This window comes from Corallococcus llansteffanensis (assembly GCF_003612055.1).
GTDB lineage: Bacteria > Myxococcota > Myxococcia > Myxococcales > Myxococcaceae > Corallococcus > Corallococcus llansteffanensis.
In genome coordinates, this window is sequence record NZ_RAWB01000128.1 from 1 (window position 1) to 19,601 (window position 19,601).

12 protein-coding genes and 1 pseudogene are annotated in these 19,601 nt (G+C 70.2%); 4 read left to right on the forward strand and 9 right to left on the reverse strand.

Annotation, left to right across the window (positions count from 1 at the left end; all coding sequences use genetic code 11):
- Together D7V93_RS14325 and D7V93_RS14330 are read right to left on the reverse strand one after the other, a co-directional pair.
- The coding region (locus D7V93_RS14325) for a non-ribosomal peptide synthetase (RefSeq protein ID WP_120643961.1) at positions 1 to 5,180 on the reverse strand (5,180 nt) is incomplete at its 3' end.
- 128 nt (positions 5,181 to 5,308) lie between these two features.
- Positions 5,309 to 7,579 carry a TIGR02266 family protein gene (locus D7V93_RS14330; protein WP_120643962.1) on the reverse strand — a complete coding sequence of 757 codons (2,271 nt, stop codon included), beginning with the start codon at positions 7,577 to 7,579 and terminating at the stop codon, positions 5,309 to 5,311.
- A 164-nt stretch (positions 7,580 to 7,743) separates the two neighbouring features.
- On the opposite strand from D7V93_RS14330, the gene guaB reads away from it, so the two are divergent.
- Positions 7,744 to 9,201: an IMP dehydrogenase gene (gene guaB / locus D7V93_RS14335; protein ID WP_120643953.1), complete on the forward strand. Its 1,458-nt coding sequence runs from the start codon at positions 7,744 to 7,746 to the stop codon at positions 9,199 to 9,201.
- Positions 9,202 to 9,263: 62 nt separating this feature from the next.
- On the opposite strand, the gene D7V93_RS14340 is transcribed toward guaB, so the two are convergent.
- Complete coding sequence (locus tag D7V93_RS14340; RefSeq protein ID WP_244237308.1) at positions 9,264 to 9,845, reverse strand: hypothetical protein; 582 nt, start codon at positions 9,843 to 9,845, stop codon at positions 9,264 to 9,266.
- A 133-nt stretch (positions 9,846 to 9,978) separates the two neighbouring features.
- On the opposite strand from D7V93_RS14340, the gene guaA reads away from it, so the two are divergent.
- A complete protein-coding gene (gene guaA / locus D7V93_RS14345; protein WP_120643963.1) occupies positions 9,979 to 11,532 on the forward strand; it encodes a glutamine-hydrolyzing GMP synthase in 1,554 nt (517 codons plus the stop codon).
- Between the two features lie 10 nt (positions 11,533 to 11,542).
- Here the strand turns inward: guaA and D7V93_RS14350 are convergent, their stop codons facing one another.
- From D7V93_RS14350 to D7V93_RS14360, 3 genes are all read right to left on the reverse strand, one after another.
- Positions 11,543 to 12,313 carry a phytanoyl-CoA dioxygenase family protein gene (locus D7V93_RS14350; protein ID WP_120643955.1) on the reverse strand — a complete coding sequence of 257 codons (771 nt, stop codon included), beginning with the start codon at positions 12,311 to 12,313 and terminating at the stop codon, positions 11,543 to 11,545.
- An 81-nt stretch (positions 12,314 to 12,394) separates the two neighbouring features.
- Entirely contained in the window at positions 12,395 to 14,488 is a 2,094-nt protein-coding gene (locus D7V93_RS14355; protein WP_120643956.1) for a S46 family peptidase, read from the reverse strand.
- A 219-nt stretch (positions 14,489 to 14,707) separates the two neighbouring features.
- A complete protein-coding gene (locus tag D7V93_RS14360; RefSeq protein ID WP_244237309.1) occupies positions 14,708 to 15,496 on the reverse strand; it encodes a helix-turn-helix domain-containing protein in 789 nt (262 codons plus the stop codon).
- A 113-nt stretch (positions 15,497 to 15,609) separates the two neighbouring features.
- Here D7V93_RS14360 and D7V93_RS14365 point away from each other — a divergent pair, with 113 nt between their 5' ends.
- Positions 15,610 to 16,470, forward strand: a complete 861-nt coding sequence (locus D7V93_RS14365; RefSeq protein ID WP_120643957.1) for an MBL fold metallo-hydrolase — start codon at positions 15,610 to 15,612, stop codon at positions 16,468 to 16,470.
- 70 nt (positions 16,471 to 16,540) lie between these two features.
- Here D7V93_RS14365 and D7V93_RS14370 read toward each other — a convergent pair.
- A pseudogene (locus tag D7V93_RS14370) lies at positions 16,541 to 17,044 on the reverse strand (transposase); the annotation flags it as partial.
- A 303-nt stretch (positions 17,045 to 17,347) separates the two neighbouring features.
- Here D7V93_RS14370 and D7V93_RS14375 point away from each other — a divergent pair.
- Complete coding sequence (locus D7V93_RS14375; protein ID WP_120643958.1) at positions 17,348 to 17,908, forward strand: hypothetical protein; 561 nt, start codon at positions 17,348 to 17,350, stop codon at positions 17,906 to 17,908.
- Positions 17,909 to 17,911: 3 nt separating this feature from the next.
- Here the strand turns inward: D7V93_RS14375 and D7V93_RS14380 are convergent, their stop codons facing one another.
- Entirely contained in the window at positions 17,912 to 18,790 is an 879-nt protein-coding gene (locus tag D7V93_RS14380) for a DUF3014 domain-containing protein (RefSeq protein ID WP_120643959.1), read from the reverse strand.
- 69 nt (positions 18,791 to 18,859) lie between these two features.
- Positions 18,860 to 19,601 (reverse strand): hypothetical protein (locus D7V93_RS14385; protein ID WP_208723025.1); only part of this gene is annotated, 742 nt, incomplete at its 5' end.

Consider the following 19,601-nt stretch of genomic DNA (forward strand, 5'->3'; position numbering starts at 1 on the left):
ACCTTGCCGTTGGTCGTGAGGGGCAGGGCGTCCAGGCCGACGAAGGCGGAGGGCACCATGTACTCGGGCAGCCGCTGGCGCAGGTGCTCGCGCAGGGCGCCGGCCTCCACGGTGGCGGGGACGACGTAGGCCACGAGGCGCTGATCGCCGGGCACATCCTCGCGCACGATGACCACGGTCTCGCGGACGTCGGGGTGCGTGCTGAGCGAGGACTCAATCTCTCCCAGCTCGATGCGGAAGCCGCGCAGCTTCACCTGGTGGTCGATGCGGCCCAGGTACTCCAGGTCACCGTTGGGCAGCCGCCGCGCCAGGTCGCCCGCGCGGTAGAGCTTGCGGTCCGGCACGGGGCCGAAGCGGTCGTCCACGAAGCGCGCCGCCGTCAGCTCGGGCCGGCGCAGGTAGCCTCGCGCCACGCCCGCGCCACCGACATGGATTTCACCCGGCACGCCGACGGGCACGGGCTGTCCGGCCGCGTCCAGCAGGTAGAGCTGGAGGTCGGGGATGGGCTGGCCGATGACGCTGGACGCAGGGCGCTCCAGGTCCGCGAGCCCCACCGGACGCCAGGTGACGTGCACCGTGGTCTCGGTGATGCCGTACATGTTCACGAGCTGGGGCCGCGCGTCGCCGTGACGCTCGAACCAGGGGCGCAGCGACGCGAGGTCCAGCGCCTCACCGCCGAAGATGACGAAGCGCAGCGCCAGGGGCGGAGCGTCGCCCTGGGACGCGGCCTGCTGCTCGGCGTGCAGGAGCTGGCGGAAGGCCGTCGGCGTCTGGTTGAGGACGGTGACGCCCTCGTCGGACAGCAGGCGCAGGAAGGCCTGCGGCGAGCGGCTGACGAAGTACGGCACCACCACCAGCCGGCCGCCGTAAAGCAGCGCGCCCCACAGCTCCCAGACGGAGAAGTCGAACGCATACGAGTGGAACAGCGTCCACACGTCCGAAGGCCCGAAGTGGAACTTCGCCTCGGTCGCGGTGAACAGCCGCGTCACGTGGTCGTGCTGCACCATCACGCCCTTGGGACGTCCGGTGGAGCCTGACGTGTAGATGACGTAGGCCAGGTCGCCGGGCGCGCTCCGGTGCGCGAGCCGCTCCGACGAAGCCCCGGAGGCCATCGCGGCCTCGAACGTGAGCACGGTGGTGCCGTCCACCGACGGCACCCGGTCCTCCAGCGACGACTGGGTGACGACGAGCGGCGCGCGCGCGTCCTCCAGCAGGAACGCCAGGTGTTCACGCGGATGCGCCGAGTCCAGCGGGAGGTACGCGCCCCCCGCCTTGAGGATGCCGAGCAGCGTGACGACCAACTCCACGCCGCGCTCCAGGCACACGCCCACCAGGACCTCGGGGCGCACGCCGCGCTCCCAGAGGACATGGGCGAGCCGGTTGGCCCGCGCGTCCAGCTCGCGGTAGGTGAGCTGGCGAAGCTCGAAGGTGACGGCGATGGCGTCCGGGGTGCGGTCCACCTGCGCCTCGAAGCGCTCCACCAGCGTGCCCGTGGGGAACGGTTCGCACGGCGGGTTCCAGCCGTGGAGGACCTGGTGGCGCTCGGCCTCCGTCATCAGGGGCAGCTCGGAGAGCTTCGTCTCCGGCGCGGCGACCATGCCGACGACGACGTTCTCCAGGTGGGCCAGGAGCCGGTCGATGGTCTCGGGCTCGAACAGGTCGGTGGCGTACTTGCAGCCGATGAGCAGGCCATCGGGGCCGGGGGCGGCCTCGAAGGTCATGTCGATCTCGGTGGTGCGGTTGTCCAACAGCCCCAGGTCGAGCGTCAGTCCGCCGCCCACAGGTTGGCCGTGGGGGATGGCGTAGTCGTCCAGGACGAAGGCGATGTTGTACAGCTCGCGCCGCTGGGCGCTGGTCTGCGCGACCGCGAGCACGTGATCGAACGGAACGTGGCCGTGGGCCAGGGCGTCCAGGGTCGTCTGCTTCACGCTCGCGAGGAGCCCCGACACGGTGGTGTCCGTGGGCAGGCGCAGGCGCAGCGGGATGAAGTTGGTGCAGTCGCCGACGAGCGAGCGGGTGCCCGGCACATCACGCCCGGACGCCGCGGAGCCGAGGACGAAGTCCGACTGGCCACTCCACCGGTGCAGCACGGTGGCCAGCGCCGTCACCAGGCTCATGAAGGGTGTCGCGCCCTCACGGCGTCCCAGCGCGTTCAGCTTCGCCATCAGGGGTGCGGGCAACATGCGCAGGCGGCGAGCACCCTGGGAGGACAGCCGTTGCGGCCGGAGCTTGTCGGTGGCCAGGGCCAGCAGCGACGGAGCGCCGGAGAGCGTCTGCTTCCACCACGCGAGCTCCGGCCCCAGGGCCTGGGGCGTCAGGTTCGTCTGCTGCCACGCGGCGAAGTCGCCGTACTGGAGCGCGGGCTCGGGGAGGGGAGAGGGGCGCTGGTCCCCGAAGGCACCGTAGAGCGCGGTCAGCTCGCGGGCCATGACGCCCACGGACCAGCCGTCGGCGACCAGGTGGTGCACGAAGACGAGCAGGACGTGGTCATCCGGAGCGAAGCGCAGCAGCACGAAGCGCAGCAGCGGCCCGGCGAACATGTCCATCGGCTGCTGGGCGTCACGGACGGCCCACGCATCGAGCAGGGTCTCGCGGGAAGCGGAGTCAGTGCTGGAGACGTCCTCCACGACCAGCGACACGGGCGTGGGGGCATGGACCTGCTGGAACAGCACGCCGTCCCGAGCGACGAAGCTCGTGCGCAGCGCTTCATGGCGGCGGACCAGCTCGGTCAGCGACCGCGACAGCGTTTCGGGGACCAGGGGGCCCCGGAACGAGAGCGCCACCGGGACATGGTACGCGGTGGACTCCGGAGCCAGCTGCTGGAGAAACCACAGGCGCTGCTGGGAGAACGAGGCCGGAGCCAGGCCGGCCGAACCCGAACGACGCTGCACGGGAGGAAGCGCCGCCAGTCCCGTCGCGGTGCTGCCCTTGGCAAGTGAGGCCACAAGCCCCTGGAGCGTCACGTCCTGCAACAGCGTGGCGGCGGAGACGCGCGCACCAAGTCGCTTCTCGATGCGGGCCTGGAGGTCCGCCGCCGCGAGCGAGTCCATGCCCAACTGGGTGAGCGGAACATCCGAAGCCTGAAGGCCGGCCTCCGCGCCGAGGACCGCGGTGAGCTCTTCCCGGAGGATGCGCTCCAGCTCCTCCACGGAGCGGGAAGGGGGCGCTGCGGCCGGCACCGACTGCGCATTTGACGAGGCCGTCGAGGCGTCCGCGACCGCGCCGGCATGCCCCGCCGTCGTTCCCTGTGCCGACGTGCCAGCCGCAACTGCCTGCTCCGCCGTCGAGTCTGCTGCCGCTGCGCCAGCCGTGGCCGTCAGCACTACCGTCGAAGCTTGCGCCACTGCGCTCACTTCACCCTGCGATGCATCCGTCGCGGCAGCGGACACGGGGGCCACCGCCGTCCGCACCAACGGCTCCGCGCCCGCCATCTCACTGCGCCACAGGACGGACAGCTCCCCTGACACGAGCCCCGCGCGGCACGCGAAGCGCTGGATCTTCCCGCTCGACGTCTTGGGCACCGCGCCCGGCGGCAGCAGCGCCACCGTGTGCGTCTGGACCTCCAGCTCGCGTGAGAGCGCCTGCCGCAGCCCGTTCGCCACCGCGGCCAGCACCGTCGGATCCGCGGACTCGGCCAGGTCCCGGCTCACCTCCGCCACCACGGCCAGCGCCTCACCGGCCGTCGTCTCCACGGAGAACGCCGCCACGCCGCCCGGCCGCACGCGCGGCTCGGTGCGCTCGACCACGCCCTCCACGTCCTGCGGGTACAGGTTCCGCCCGCGCAGGATGATCAAATCCTTGCGCCGCCCGGTGACGAGCAACTGCCCGTCCTCGCGCAGCACGCCCAGGTCTCCCGTGCGCAGGTACTCCGGCCCATCCACCACGCCAGCAGGACGGGCGTGGAAGGTCGCCTCGCTCAGCTCCGGCTTGCGCCAGTACCCCTGGGCCACGCTCGCGCCCGACACCCAGATCTCACCGACCTGCCCGGGCGCACGAGGCACGAGCGAGTCCGGATCCACGACCAGCAACCGCTGCTCCGCCAACGTCGTCCCGCAACCGATGTGCGCCCGCACGCCGGCCGCATCCACGGGACCCGCCACCGCGAGCCCCCGCGACAGCGCCGCGTCCTCCAACGCATGGACGCGCACGCCCCGGCCCTTCTCCTCGCCGGTGACGATGAGCGTCCCTTCCGCCAGGCCGTAGCACGGGTAGAACGCCTCCGGCCGGAAGCCGCTCGGCGCGAACACCTCCGCGAAGCGCTTCAGCGTGGACGCGCGGATGGGCTCCGCGCCGCAGAACGCCACCTCCCACGACGACAGGTCCAGCGACGCCACGTCCTCCGGCGTCGCGCGACGCGCGCACAGCTCGAACGCGAAGTTGGGCCCGCCGCTGATGGTCCCCCGGAAGCGCGACACCGCCTGCAACCAGCGCAGCGGCTTCTGGAGGAACGCCATCGGCGACATCAGCGCCACCGGGAAGCCTCCGTGCAGCGGCTGGAGGATGCCGCCGATGAGGCCCATGTCGTGGTACGGCGGCAGCCAGATGACGCCCACGCTGTCGCGGCGCACCTGGAACGCCCCGGAGATGAGCCCCAGGTTGTGCAGCAGGTTGGCGTGCGTGAGCATCACGCCCTTCGGCGTGCCCGTGCTCCCGGACGTGTACTGCAGGAACGCGAGCGACTCCGCGCCCATGTCCGACGGCGTGCGCCAGTCCCGCTCTCCGCCCTCCGGCAGCGTGTCCGTCGCCATCCAGTGCAGCGCGCGGAAGTCCGGCGCCTGCTCGAAGACGAAGTCCGACAGCTCCAGGATGCCGGACGTGGTGAGCACCACCGACGCCTCGGCGTCCTGGATGATGGCGCGCAGGCGGGGCAGGGTGCGCTCCAGCCGCATCGGATCCGGCGGATACGCCGGCACCGCGACCGCGCCCGCGTACAGGCACCCGAAGAACCCCGCGATGTAGTCCAGCCCCGGCGGGTACAGCAGCAACACGCGCTCGCCCACCGCGCCCCGCGCCTGCAACGCCGCGGCGATGCGCCGGGCCCGCACGTCCAATTCGAACGCGCTCAGCACCGTCTCGTCGCCGTCGACCTCACCAAGGAACGTGTACAGCGGCGCATGGGCCGAGGGGCCCACCGCCAGATTCAACAGGACGCCAGGAAGGGTTCGCGAGAAGTCGGGCACGGGGGGCCGTCCATGTGTCGAAAAAAGCGCCGACACTTCTTAGCAGCCCTTGCGCTCGATCCCGTAGGTACTCGCGGTGCTGGCGGCGGTGCGCACATGCTGCGCCGCCAGCTTCCCTGCTGAGCGTCTCAGGCGCGGCCGAACAGCCCCTTCAACCACCCCATGAAACCTTTTTGCTTCGACACCACCGCCGCATCCGGCGTCAGCACCGGAGCCGCGGGCGCTGCGACAGCCATGTTGCGGTTCGCGGGGGCGACCGGCGCCGCGCCATTGCCCGCCGCGTGAGCGACACCGGAGGCCACCGGCCTTGCTTCGGCCTCTTGCTGGGCAAGCCGAGCCTTCACCGTCTCTGGCGTGTCACGCGTGGTGAACGTGCTGACCACCTCGCGCCCCGACGTGCCCTCCCGCGCGACGACCTTCAGCAGCGACTCGTTGTTCACCTCGAACGTCACGGTCACCTGCACCGTGCCGCGAGGCCGCTTCGGCAGGCCCGCGAGCCGCAGCGTGCCCAGGTACTCGTTGTCCTGGGCCCGCTCGCTGTCCCCCTGGAAGACGGTGAGCTCCAGCTCCGTCTGGTCGTCCCGGTGGGTGGAGAGCGTGTAGACCTTGGAGGCAGGCAGCGCCACGTTGCGCTCCAGCACCGGCTTGAAGCGCCCGCCCGGCAGCCCCACGCCAATGGCCATGGGCAGCACGTCGATGAGCACCACGCCTTCCAGCTGTCCCAGGCTGTGCGCCAGCAGCGCCGCGCCCAGCGCCACGGCCTCGTCCGGGTGCACGCCCTTGCTGGGCGGCTGGTTGAAGAACTTCGTGATCTTCTCGTGCACCAGCGGGAAGCGGCTCTGCCCACCGACGAGGATGACCTCGTCGATGTCCTGCGGCTTCAGCCCCTTGGCCTGCAACACCTCGTCACAGACCTGGAGCGTGCGGTCGACCAGCTTCTCCGGCAGCGCGATCAATTTCTGCCGCGTGAGCACGACGTCCAGGTCGTACGGCTTGTTGTCGATCATCGTCACGAAGGCCACGTGCACCCGCATCTCGGAGCGCTCGGACAGGGCGCACTTGGCCCGCTCCGCCGCGTCGTTGATGCGCTGCAGGGCCACCCGGTCCCCCTGGAAGGTGCGGCCCGTCTGCTGACGGAACTCCTCCAGGAGGTACTCGACGATGGCGTTGTCGAAGTCGATGCCGCCCAGGAACGTGTCGCCGCCGGTGGAGATCACCTCGTAGACGGTGTCGTGCAGCTCCAGCACCGACGCGTCGAAGGTGCCGCCGCCCAGGTCGTACACCAGCACCCGCTGGTTGAGCTTGCGCCCGTAGCCGTACGCCAGCGCCGCCGCCGTGGGCTCGTTGAGGATGCGCTCCACGTACAGGCCCGCGAGCTTGCCCGCCTCGCGCACCGCCTGCCGCTGGTTGTCGTTGTAGTAGGCGGGCACCGTGATGACCGCCCGCGAGATGGGCTGGCCCAGCTGGTTCTGCGCCACCTCGCGCACCTCGCGGAGGATCAGCGCGGAGATCTGCTGGAGCGAATAGATGCGATCGCCCAGCCGCACCGCCGCCTCGCCTGCCTGCCCGGCGGCGATCTCGTAGTGGAAGCGGTCCTTGATCTGCCCGACGATGGGCGACGCGTACGGCCGGCCCACCAGGCGCTTGGCGCCGTACACCGTCTGGCGCGGGTTGGTGAGCATCTGCCCCTTCGCGGGGTGGCCCACCACCAGCTTGCCTCGCTGGTTGAACGCGAGGATGGAGGGCACCGTGTTGTGCCCCTCGCGGCTGTGCAGCACCGCCGGCTTGTTGCCGCGCACGAACGCGGCGCACGAGTTCGTCGTCCCCAGGTCGATGCCGATCACCGGCCCCGTCCGGGGCGGCTCCGCGGTGTTCAGCTCCAGCGCCTCCGCCGTCACCATCTCCAGGGGCGGCGAGGCGGGAGCGGTGAACGTCCCCGGCGCGGGTGTCCGGGCGGGCCCGGCGCCTGTCGCCGCGGGCGCGACCGTGGGCAGGGAAGGGGCGGCGACCAGGGCAGGGACGGTGTAGTCAGCGGGGCCCACCCCGTTGGGGACGGGCGGCACGTCCGTCTGGGCGTGGGGGAGGATGGCGATGGTGGAGTCCAGGAACCGGCGCGTCGCGGCGTCCGCCTCGCCGAACTTCAGCCCCATCCCGGAGATGCCCTGGCCCTGCTGCCCGGTGACGAAGTGCACCACGGCGGCGGCGTAGAGGAGCCGGTCGCCGCCTGCCAGCCGGAGGTCCAGGGTGACGGCCGTGCCCGGAGGGCGGACGGCCTTGGCGCGCAAATAGATGCCGCCCCGGGTGATGTTGCCCCCGTATTTCGCGAGGAACTCTTCGGGGGTGGCGAAGGGAAGCTTCACCACCAGCCCGACGGCCCCTCCCTGATTCAGATCCGCCAAGGCCCGGTCCAAGTCCCACGACGTGTGTGTGTGGCGCCGAGTATCACCCGAAGTCCCAGGGAACGGGCGGCAAAAAACCTTCTTCCGTTGCGCGCCTGCCGCGTTACTCGTATGGAACCGCACCCGCCGGGCGCTGGTGCCCCGCGGGGGTTCCGGGAGCCCCCATGTTGAACCCCGATATCCGGCTGGCCCTCACCTTCGACGACGTGCTCCTGCTGCCCGGTGAGAGCGCCGTCACGCCGCGTGAAGCCGACCTGACGACCCGCCTGACGCGCAACATCCGGCTCAACGTGCCCCTGCTGTCGGCCGCCATGGACACCGTGACGGAGGCCCGCACCGCCATCGCCATGGCCCAGGAGGGCGGCATCGGCGTCATCCACAAGAACATGACGCCCGAGCAGCAGGCCCTGGAGGTCCTCAAGGTCAAGAAGTTCGAGAGCGGCATGGTGGTGGACCCCGTCACCACCGAGCCCGGAGCCCCGCTCGCCCGCGCCGTGGAGCTGATGAAGATCCACGGCGTGTCCGGCGTGCCCGTCGTGCAGGGCAAGCGCCTGGTGGGCATCGTCACCAGCCGCGACGTGCGCTTCGAGAAGAACTTCTCCCAGAAGGTCGAAGACATGATGACTCGCAAGCTCGTCACGGGCCGCGAGAACATCACCCAGGAGGAGGCCCAGAAGCTCCTCCACGAGCACCGCATCGAGAAGCTCCTCATCGTGAACGAGGCCTATGAGCTCAAGGGCCTCATCACCATCAAGGACATCGAGAAGCGCCGCACGCACCCGAACGCGGCCAAGGACGGCAAGGGCCGCCTGCTCTGCGCCGCCGCCGTGGGCGTGTCCGCGGACCGCGAGGCCCGCATCGACGCGCTGGTGAAGGCGGGCGTGGACGTCATCGTCGTGGACACCGCCCACGGCCACTCGCTGGGCGTGATTGAAGGCGTGCGCGACACGCGCAAGAACTTCCACGGGTTCGATCTCATCGCCGGCAACGTCGCCACCGCGGAGGGCACGCGCGCGCTCATCCTCGCGGGCGTGGACGCGGTGAAGGTGGGCATCGGCCCGGGCTCCATCTGCACCACCCGCGTGGTGGCCGGCGTGGGCGTGCCCCAGGTGACGGCGGTGGATGACTGCGCCCGCGAGGCGGACAAGCACGGCATCCCCATCATCTCCGACGGCGGCATCAAGTACTCGGGCGACATCGTCAAGGCGCTCGCCGCGGGCGCCAGCTCCGTGATGATCGGCTCGCTGTTCGCCGGCACCGAGGAGTCCCCCGGCGACGTCATCCTGTACCAGGGCCGCAGCTACAAGAGCTACCGGGGCATGGGCAGCCTGGGCGCGATGAAGCAGGGCGCCAAGGACCGCTACTTCCAGTCCGACGTGGACGCCGTGAAGCTGGTCCCCGAGGGCATCGAGGGGCGCGTCCCGTACAAGGGCACCCTGTCCATGAACGTCCACCAGATGCTGGGCGGCATCCGCAGCGGCATGGGCTACGTGGGGTGCGCCAACATCGAGGAGCTGCGCACGAAGGCGATGTTCACGCGCATCACGTCCGCCGGGCTCAAGGAGAGCCACGTGCACGACGTCATCATCACCGAGGAAGCGCCCAACTACCGGATGGAGTAGGGCGCTTCGACCCGGGAACCGCACCGCGCCCCGGAAGAAGGTCCGGGGGCGCGGCCAGCCGACTACTTGCCGCGACGCTTGCCGGCCGCCGAGTCATCCGCGGCCGCGGGCACCGTGGCCACGCGCTTCTCCGCCGCGCCCACGCGCTGCATGAGCTGCTCGCGGTCGTCCGGATCCAGCGTTTCAATCGCCTTGCGCAGGGTGGCGAAGTCCAGGCGGGCCACCGTCACGGTGTTGCCGCCCTTGATCTCCTGCACGGTGGGCACGTCCACCAGCTCGCGCAGGTAGGTCTCGAACTCCACGCGGATGTCGGCGGTCTGCTGGATGCAGGTTTCCTTGGCGGAGACCAGGGCCTGGCTGCCCTCGCGGTAGCTCAGATCCGGGTTTCGGGCCATCGCGTCCTCGAAGGTGTGGGTCCGGTCCTTCAGGGACGAGTAGAGCTGGAGGTACTCCACCAGCCGGTCCGACTCCGGGCGGTTGACGTTTCGGGCCTTGTTGAGCGGTTCGCTCGTGTCGTCACAGGTGAGCTTGGACAGCTCGGCGATTCCGGGGGTGTCCTTCACGGCCACGCTTCGCGTGTCCCGCTCCAGACGCTCCTCCGAGGAGATCTCCTTCACACACCCCGCGGAGGACAGGAGAAGCATGGCTGCTGCACTGGAAGCGGTCAGGCGGCGCATCCGAACCTCGAACAATTGACGGCCTTTCAGCGTTGATTTCCCGAAGTTTGTAGCGATAAGGGCCCCCACCCGTCAACGACGCCCCCTGGGAGAAATGCCGGTGGACCTGCACTCCGAGAAGATCCTCATCCTTGATTTCGGGAGCCAGTACACCCAGCTCATCGCCCGCCGGGTGCGTGAACTGGGCGTCTACTGCGAAATCCAGCGCCCCGACCTGCCCGCCGACGACATCCGCAAGTTCGCGCCGAAGGGCATCATCCTCTCCGGCGGCCCGGCCTCCGTGGAGGCCCCTGGCTCACCGCGTTGCGACCCCTACGTCTTCGAGGCGGGCGTCCCCGTCCTGGGCATCTGCTACGGCCTGCAGCTCACGGCCAAGCTGCTGGGCGGCCGCATCGACCGGGGCGCGCACCGCGAGTTCGGCAGCGCGTCCGTGGAGGTGCTCACCGCCCGGGGCCCGTTCGCGGAGTTCCACCCCGGGGACCAGGTGCAGGTGTGGATGAGCCACGGCGACCGGGTGGACGTGCTCCCGCCCGGTTTCGAGGCCATTGGCCGCAGCGGCAATTCGCCCTTCGCGGCGGCCGCCCATGCGACGAAGCCCTGGTACGGCCTCCAGTTCCACCCGGAGGTGGTCCACACGCCCCAGGGCAAGGCGATGCTGCGCGCCTTCCTCTTCAACGACTGCAAGGTGACGGGCTCGTGGACGATGAAGGGCTTCATCGACGAGGCGGTGGAGACCATCCGCCGGCAGGTGGGCGAGGAGGGCCGGGTGATCTGCGGCCTCTCCGGCGGCGTCGACAGCTCCGTGGCGGCGCTGCTGCTGCACCGGGCCATTGGCCCGCGCCTGCAGTGCATCTTCGTGGACAACGGCGTCCTGCGGCAGGGTGAGCGGGCGCAGGTGGAGGCGCTCTTCGTGGACCGCTTCCACGTCCCCCTGAAGACGGTGGATGCGAGGGAGCGCTTCCTGTCGAAGCTGGCCGGCGTCACGGACCCGGAGCAGAAGCGGAAGATCATCGGCCGCGAGTTCATCGCCGTGTTCGAGGAGGCCTCCCGCGACGTGCAGGACGCGGGCTTCCTGGCGCAGGGCACGCTGTACCCGGACGTCATCGAGTCCGTGTCGTGGAAGGGCCCGTCCGTCACCATCAAGAGCCACCACAACGTGGGCGGCCTGCCGGAGACGATGAAGCTCAAGCTGGTGGAGCCCCTGCGCGAGCTGTTCAAGGACGAGGTGCGCGTCCTGGGCCGCGAGCTGGGCCTGCCGCCGGAGATGGTCGGCCGCCAGCCGTTCCCGGGCCCCGGCCTGGCCATCCGCGTGCTGGGCGAGGTGAACGAGAAGCGCCTGGACCTCGTCCGCCGCGCGGACGCCATCGTGCAGGAGGAGATCCACAAGGCGGGCCTGTACGGCGAGGTGTGGCAGGCGTTCGCCGTCCTGCTGCCGGTGCAGAGCGTGGGCGTGATGGGCGACGAGCGCACCTACGAGTCCACCTGCGTGCTGCGCGCCGTCACCAGCGTGGACGGCATGACGGCGGACTGGGCGCGCATCCCGTTCCCCATCCTGGAGAAGATCTCCTCGCGCATCACCAACGAGGTGCGCGGCATCAACCGCGTCGTCTACGACATCTCCTCCAAGCCGCCCGCCACCATCGAGTGGGAGTGAGCGGGTAGGCTCAAGTGACAGCGCGCCGGATGGCTTCCTCCACCGGCGACGTGTCCTCCGGGAGCCGCGCCAGGCTCAACGGTTCCCGGGGCAGCAGCGGCGGCTGCGCCATGAAGCGCGGCCGCTGTCCCCGGTGGGCTTGTGCCGAGTGCACGAGGAAGGGGTGGCACAGGTAGACGGTGCCCGCCTCGCCCGTGGCCAGCACCTCCCGCCGGTGGGCGGATTCCTCGAAGCCGTTGGCCGCGAGCTGCCGGAGCGTCAGGCCCGCCTCGCCCGCCGGGCCCAGCAGCCGGGCCACGTCCTGGTGCGAGCCCACCCGGATGCGCGTGGGCGCGTCGTCCTCGCCCACGTCGGAGAAGAGGAAGAGCATCAGCAGCGCCCGGCCCTTGGAGGCGACGTTGGCGCGCCAGTCCATGAAGTCCGGCTTGTCAAAGTCGAAGCCCACGTCGATGTGCCACCCCGCGTCGCCCGGGTCGTCCGGGGAGGGGAAGCGCACCGGGAACGTGCCCATGGCCCGGCACGGCAGCCACCGGCCGGCACCGACGAGTTCGTCGAACGCCGCGTGAAGCACGGGCGTGTTCGCGGCGTCCACGAAGGGCTGCTGGGTGTACATGCCCAGGCGGATGACGGGCCGGGTCCAGGTGGAGGGCTTCCGCGGGTCACAGCCCGTGTCCGTCCAGAGGATGGCCCGGGCCTCGTCCGCGAGCTCGCGGGGGAAGGCCCCGTCCAGCCGGAGGAAGCCGTCCCGCATGAACTGCTCACTTCGGGCGTCGTGCGACATGGGGCGCACGCTACCAAGAAGAAGAGGCTGCCCGGTTCACACCGGACAGCCTCTGGGGACTTCAGGACGCGGTGGGGAAAACTACCCCGCCGGGTTCGCCTTCACGGGCGGCACCTTGGTGCTGCCGGGGCGCAGCTCTTCCAGGACGCGGTTGGCGCCGTAGATCTTCTGGAGCGCCTCGATGATGGCGTCCGAGTGCACGGCCACGGTGCGGTTCACGGACTCGTCGAAGCCGTACTCGCCGCCCAGCGACTGGATGTTGCCGTCGAACACCAGGCCCACCACTTCGTGGTTCTTGTTCACGACGGGCGAGCCGGAGTTGCCGCCGATGATGTCGTTGGTGGTGACGAAGTTCATCGGCGTGGAGCCGGTGATGATCTTCTCCGACTTCACCCAGGACTTCGGCAGCTCGAACGGATCCTGGCCGGTGGCGTGCTCGAAGGCGCCGCCCATCTGGGTGAACGGCGCCACCTTCTGGCCGTCCGCCGTGTAGCCCTTCACCGAGCCGAACGACACGCGCGGGGAGAACGTCGCGTCCGGGTACTGGCTGGTGCCGTAGATGTCGAACTTCGCCTTGGCGACGAGCTCGCTGTTCTTCTTGATGACTGACTCCACGTCATCCTCGAACTTCTTGCGGATGGCGCGAGCGTCCGGGTCCACCAGGAGCGCCAGCTGGATCATCGGGTCCTTGGACGCGTCCACGGCCTTCTTGCCGCCGTCGAAGAGCGCCTGGCGCGCCTTCACGTCCGTGAGCTTGCTGCCCTTCACCACGCGGGTGGCGACCTGCTCCGGGGACTCCTTGCCCAGCACCTTCTTCACGAACGGGTGCTTGGCGCCCAGCTCCTCGCGCAGCTTGGTGAGGCTGAACGTCAGGCGCGCGATCTCCAGCTCCGGGTAGATGGGCGCGGGGCTGAAGAGGTTCGCCTTGAGCGCGGGCTGGTTGGCGTCGTTGAACTCACGCAGCCGCTGGCCGTTGTCCTTGGGCAGCTCGTCACCGGCGCGCACCAGCGTGCGGGCGATGCTGAACAGGGAGGACGAGATGCCCTGGCCCTGCTCGATGTAGTTGAGCTCCTTGCGCAGGGTGAGCAGCTGCGCCTCCGCCTTGGTGATCTCATCCCAGGCGGCGGCGTACTTCTTCTTCAGCTCGGGGTTCGCGTCGACCTTCTTGCGCAGCTCCTGCTCCGCGGCGACCTTCGACGCGAAGAACTTCTTGTCGAGCAGCGCCTCGTGGCGGCCCTTGGACGCCTTCAGCCCGTTCTCCACGCCGAACAGCATGTTGCTGGAGATGCGCTTCTGCTCGGGGCCGCGCTTCTGGAACTCGGTGACCATGCCGCGCAGCTCGGAGAGGTACATGAGCGTCTTGGGCAGCGACACGTCGCGGTTGTATTCCAGCTCCGCGATGGTCAGCGCGCGCGACGTGCGGCCCGGGTTGCCGGCCACGAACGTGAGCTCGTTCTCCTTGGCGCCGTGCTCGGACCACTTGAAGTAGTCCGGCGTCTTCGCCGGCTGCTTGTCCTGGTAGACGCGCACGAAGGTGACGTCCAGGTCGTAGCGGGGGAACTCGAAGTTGTCCGGGTCGCCGCCGAAGAAGGCGATGGCGTGCTCGGGGGCGAACACCAGGCGCACGTCCTGGAAGCGGCGGTACTTGTAGAGGTTGTATTTGCCGCCCTGGTACAGCGTGACGAGGTCACAGCGCACCTTGTCGTCGCCGTTGGAGCAGGCCTTCTCCACCTTGGCCATCTCCGCCTTCAGCGTGTCCGAGTACTGCTTGCCGGTCAGCGACTGGGTGGCCTTGTTGAGCGTCTCGGTGACGTCGGTGATCTCGACGAGCTGGTTCACCTCCATCGCCGGGCACTGCTTCTCCTCGCCCTGCGTCTTCGCGTAGAAGCCGTTGGCCAGGTAGTCCTGCTTCGCGGTGGAGAGCTGCTCGATGCAGCCGCGCGCGCAGTGGTGGTTCGTCATCACCAGGCCGTCCGGCGACACGAAGCTCGCGGAGCAGCCACCGGCCAGACGCACCGCGCCCAGGCGGAGCTTGTCCATCCACTGCTGGGACGGCTCGAAGCCGTACTTCTCCTTCAGCTTCGCGTTGGGGAAGTTGTTGTACGTCCACATGCCTTCATCGGCGAGCGCCGGAGCGGCACCCACGAGGGCGGCGATGACCATCAATCGCTTCATGAAATGGGATCCTTTCGGGCCGCTGGACGGGAGGGCCAGCAGCGGGGACGGGGCGTTTGTGAGGGAAGGTCTGTCGACGGTCAAGCTGGGAAAACGCCCACGCAAGTCGCTCAACGAATGAGCGCCTGAACGATTCCTGAGCCCTCCTGGCGGGCGTGCGGATTTCCCACCCGGTGCGTCCGACGCGCCGCGTCTGAGAATCAGGCCGGGCAGGGCGGATCAGGCAGCCCGGGCGCGCAGCCACGCGGTGGGCGTGGTGCCGGTGACGGCGCGGAAGTCCGCGATGAGGTGGGCCTGGTCGTAGTAGCCGACGCCGGTGGCGATGGCGCCCCAGTCCGGCCGGGTGCCCCGGAAGGTGGACTCGGAGGCCTGGATCGCCCGCCGGAAGCGCACGAGCCGCGCGAACGCCTTGGGCCCCATGCCGAGCACGTCGTCGAAGGCGCGGCGCAGGTTCCGTTCACTCACGCCCAGCGTGCGGGCCAGGTCGCTCACGCGGGGGATTTCGGAGGCTTCGGTGACGAGCCGGATGCCGCGCCGGACGAGGTACGCGGCGGCGGGTTCGAAGACGTCGTCGCGGTGGAGGCGGTCCACGAGCGCGGCCTCGAGCGTGCGCAGCCGGGCCTGGACCGAGGGGGCGTCCGCGAGCGAGGCCCGGAGCCGCTCGCCGTCAGCCCGGCCCCAGAGCGTGTCGATGGAGAGGCTGCGGTGGGCCAGCTCCGACATGGGCAGGCCGAAGAACGGGTAAGCGCCGCCGGGCTTGAACTGGAGGCCCAGCGTCTCCGGCGGCACCTCCGTGGCCGACTTGCGCTGGACGTGCTCCCGGGGTCCCAGGGCGTGCACGTCGCAGGTCCCGGGCAGGACGCGGACGACGAGCTCGACGGTGCCGTCGGGCAGGCGGACGTAGGCGTCCTCGGACGGGCCGTGCTGGAGGACCCGCACGCGCTGGATGAAGCGGGACAGGTCGCTCCGGGGTACCAGCGCGTTATCGGACGTCGAAGCCAGGGCCATGGGGCGAGTCTGCGGCGGCCGGGCCGGGGCTTCAACCGGATGGGAGGCCCGGGCCGGGCGCCGTGGCCGATTCCTCCAATCGGGCCCGGAGGGCGGTCCGTAGGTTTCCGGGCATGCGAATCCATCACCTCAACTGCGGAACCCTGTGTCCCGCCAGCGCCCGGTTCGTCGTGGGCGCGGGCGGGCTGTTCGAGCGGGCGCGGCTCGTCTGCCACTGCCTGTTGCTGGAGACGTCCCAGGGGCTGGTCCTGGTGGACACGGGCCTGGGGACCCGGGACGTGAAGGATCCGAAGGGGCGTCTGGGCCAGCGGTTCGTGGCCCGGAACGCACCCAGGTTGGATCCGGCGGAGACGGCGCTGGCCCAGGTGGAGCGGCTGGGGTTCCGGCGCGAGGACGTGCGGCACATCGTGCCGACGCACCTGGACCTGGACCACGTCGGGGGGCTGGAGGACTTCCCGGAGGCCCAGGTCCACGTGTTCGGGGACGAGCACGCGGCGGCCATGGTGCCACCGGGGCCGAAGGAGAAGTTCGGGTACAAGCCGGTCCAGTGGGCCCACGGGCCGAAGTGGAGCCGGTATGCCGTGGACGGCGAGCGCTGGTTCGGGTTCGAAGCCGTGCGGGTGATTCCGGGGCTGGACGCGGAGGTGCTGCTGGTGCCGCTGGTCGGCCACACGGCTGGCCACTGCGGGGTCGCGGTGAAGGGTCCGGGAGGCTGGATGCTTCACGCCGGGGACGCGTACTTCAACCACCGGGAGGTCGATCCAGTGGCCCCGCGAAGCCCGTGGGGGACAGCGCTGTTCCAGCGGCTGAAGTCCGTGGACAACGCCGCGCGGCTCGCGAACCAGGAACGTCTGCGCGGCCTGGTGCGGACGCACGGGACCGAGGTGAAGGTGTTCTCGGCACACTGCTCGGTGGAGTTCGACCGGCACGCCACGGGCCCGGGGGCCCGGAATCCGGCCCGGGGGAGCGGGTGAGAAACACCGCCCAGGCCCCCCTGGGACACCCAGAGGCTTAGTACCACTTGGTCACATCCGAGAGGGCAGCTCAGGCGGGGCTCTGGGGTTGATGGCTCTGTTGCAGAAGGGGCAGGTGCCAATCTGCCCGAGCAGGAGGGGCTGCAACGCGCGTCGCACCATCGGCAGCGTCCAGTGCACCCGGCTCCGGGGGGAAAAGCGCCCGACGGAGCGCGAGGAAGCCGTGGGCCACGGCGCAGAGGGTGGCGTGGTGGTGGAAGCCACGCCACGAGCGTCCCTCGAAGTGGTCGAGACCGACTTCTCCCTTCATCTCCTGGTAGTCGCGCTCGACGCGCCAGCGCAGCTTGGTGAGGCGCACGAGTTGCTTCAGGGGCGTGCTCGCGGGCAGCGTGGAGAGGTGGAATTTGGTGGGTGCCTTCTCGTGCCTCGGCCATTCGCACAGCAGCCATTGTTCGTCGCCTGGGGCCAGTCCCAGCGAGTGACGATGCGCGGTGCGCAGACGCAGGGCCGCGAAGCGCGAGCTCCGCGAGCTCCGCGAGCCCTTGGCGCCTTCGCGCCAGTTCACCGACTTCCAGTTCCTCCCGAACCAGGCTTTTGCAGCTTCCTTCGAGTTTCTCAAGACGACGGCATCTTGTTCCTCCCGAACCAGGCTTTTGCAGCTTCCTGGCGCACAGTTTACATAACGCTTCTTATCAGACGTCATGACCGGGGGTGCGGGGAGGGTTCCTGAGTGATTCCGGGCCGTTCCCCCAGCCGGCCCTGGCGCCCGGTAAACCTCCAGCAACCGGGGCCGCGGGCGTCTTCCAGTGACCTTGGGCATGCGGGCCCGCGTTCTCGGGCTTCCCGAGCCCTCGCCCGGCACATACGTTGCCGCGACATGCGCCTCTTCCGACGAACCGGACTCGCCGCGCTCTGCGGCCTCACCGCGGCCCTGCTCACGGGCTGTCCCGACAAGACGCCGGACACCGCCGTGGTGGATGGCGGCGTCACGGGCACCCCGGCGGCCCAGGACGCGGGCCCGGACACCGCGGTCTTCACGCTCCAGTACCAGGCGCCGGACGCCGGCCTCGCGCTCATCCCGCTGGCTTTGGAGGAAAAGCCGCTCATCGAGCAGACCTCCGACCTGGAGCTGCGCAGCACGCTGCCCCTGAAGAACTACCGGGTCCGGCTGATGGACGAAGCCGACCGGGCCATGATCTCCGACGACTCCGTCACGGAGGCCGACGACGGGCTCGTCTACCGCATCCACCTGCCGCAGCCGCTCAAGACGGGCTTCTCGTACACGCTGGTCGTCGACTCCCAGACGGGCTCGGCGTTCCAGGACTCGCGCGGCCGCGACGTCGAGGACCTCCGGGCCGCCTTCCAGGTCGCCGGCGACAAGGAAAAGCCCAAGCCGCCGCCGCCCCCCGCCAAGGCCGGCAAGAAGAAGCGCAAGTAGCCGCTACTCCGCAGTCTGCGTCTGGCCCGGGTCCTGGTCCGGAAGCGCCTCCGGGGCCCTGGGCTCCGGCGTCGGCAGGTTCAGCGACGTGCGGACCTCGCGCAGCTTCGCCTGGATGAGCCGGATGTTCCCCGGGCCCATGCGCAACAGGTGCTTCTGGGCCCGGCTGAGGCCCTCCAGCTCCGGCGCCGCGTAGACGTACAGCGCGCCCTTGGGCTCCACCTCCACCGGCCCCTGCGGCACCGGCACCGCCAGCAGGTGCTGGATGGCGCGGCCGAAGGTCGCCTCGAAGCTCTGACCCGGCGGAGCAATCTCCCGGTAGGCCTGGTCGATGAGCGGCTTCAGCTCGCGGTACACGAGCGCCGCGCCGGCCGCGTCCAGCGACCCCAGCACCCGGGCCACCTGGTCGTAGCGCGCGTAGCTCAGCGGCGCGATCGACGAGCGCCCGTTCGCCCCGGACGCGCCCACCTGGAACGGCCCCGGCGGCGCCATGAACAGCAACGAGGCCCGGGGGCTCTCACCCTCGGCGATGTTGTTCACGGACGACGTGAACCGGCGCGCCAGGTCGCGCTCCTGGAGCCACCGCGCCAGCTCCGGGTCCACCGACAGCTTGCCCACGAGGTCCCGAATCCGGCCGTCGCTCTCCGGCAGCGACACGTCCGGCGGGAGCGCCGCCACGCCCGCGTCCACCACGGCCGGCGTCACGGCCACCGGCGCGGGCTCCGACTGGCGCTTCAGCCCGAAATACGAGGCCACCAGCGCCACGACCATCACCGCGATCAGGATTCCCATGACCTTGCCCCGCGACGGCGCCTTCGGCGGCTCGGCCTGCGGCGGCGGTGGGATTCCCGGGGGCTGATTGACGAAGTTCGGATCGCTCATGATCCCAGACCCTACAGACAGCCCCGGGGACCATTCCACGCGCGCATGAACAATCCGCGCGGCCGGTGTTCACCGGGTGGACGTCGGCTCGGGGGCCAGGACCTCGGCGGGCAGGCGCCAGAGCTGGCCGTCCTCCGGCGCCAGGATGAAGCCCCCCGGCAACAGGTGCAGCGACGTGACGACCTCCGTGGACAGCGGCAGCTCCCACGCGCACACGGGCCTGAGCGTGGTCGGGTCCAGTTGAAGCAGGTACCACTCCCCCACCGCCAACAGGTCCTCCACCGCCACCAGCACCGCGTGCGACGTCACCAGCCCGGTGTAGCCCGTGGCGAGCGTCCCCAGCTCCGGCAGCATGAACTCCGCCGCCAGCATCCCTTCGGGGTACGTCCAGCGCCGCACCCAGGTGCCGCCCACGCCGATGAAGCTCGCTCCGTCCGGGAAGAAGCCCGCCGGGTAGAACGGCGCGTCCACGGACGCCACCTCCGCGCCCCGCACGAGCCCGGACGCGCCGCGCTCCACGAACGTGAGCCACGTGCCATCCTGGCCGCAGCTCAGCGCCACGCCCATCACCGGCAGGACCGGGTGCGGCATCCATTCATGCAGCCCGTCCACGTCGTCTTCGCCCAGCGGCGCGTCGAGGCTCGTGTCCATCCCGGCCACGTCGGACAGCGTCCGCGCGTCCACGAGCTGCACGGACGCCCGCCCGGCCACCACGTCGCTGGTCCACAGCCCCAGGCCCGTGCTGTCGAACGCGAGCGCCTGCGTGGGCCGCGTCCAGGTGCGCGCCGTCATCCCCGCGCTGTCCCCGTCC

Coding starts and splice junctions, on each gene's coding strand:
- D7V93_RS14350 (WP_120643955.1), bottom strand. CDS start 12,313: ATGTCGCACGACGCCCGAAGTGAGCAGTTCATGCGGGACGGCTTCCTC.
- D7V93_RS14375 (WP_120643958.1), top strand. CDS start 17,348: ATGCGCCTCTTCCGACGAACCGGACTCGCCGCGCTCTGCGGCCTCACC.
- guaB (WP_120643953.1), top strand. CDS start 7,744: ATGTTGAACCCCGATATCCGGCTGGCCCTCACCTTCGACGACGTGCTC.
- D7V93_RS14360 (WP_244237309.1), bottom strand. CDS start 15,496: ATGGCCCTGGCTTCGACGTCCGATAACGCGCTGGTACCCCGGAGCGAC.
- D7V93_RS14365 (WP_120643957.1), top strand. CDS start 15,610: ATGCGAATCCATCACCTCAACTGCGGAACCCTGTGTCCCGCCAGCGCC.
- D7V93_RS14380 (WP_120643959.1), bottom strand. CDS start 18,790: ATGAGCGATCCGAACTTCGTCAATCAGCCCCCGGGAATCCCACCGCCG.
- D7V93_RS14340 (WP_244237308.1), bottom strand. CDS start 9,845: ATGCTTCTCCTGTCCTCCGCGGGGTGTGTGAAGGAGATCTCCTCGGAG.
- D7V93_RS14355 (WP_120643956.1), bottom strand. CDS start 14,488: ATGAAGCGATTGATGGTCATCGCCGCCCTCGTGGGTGCCGCTCCGGCG.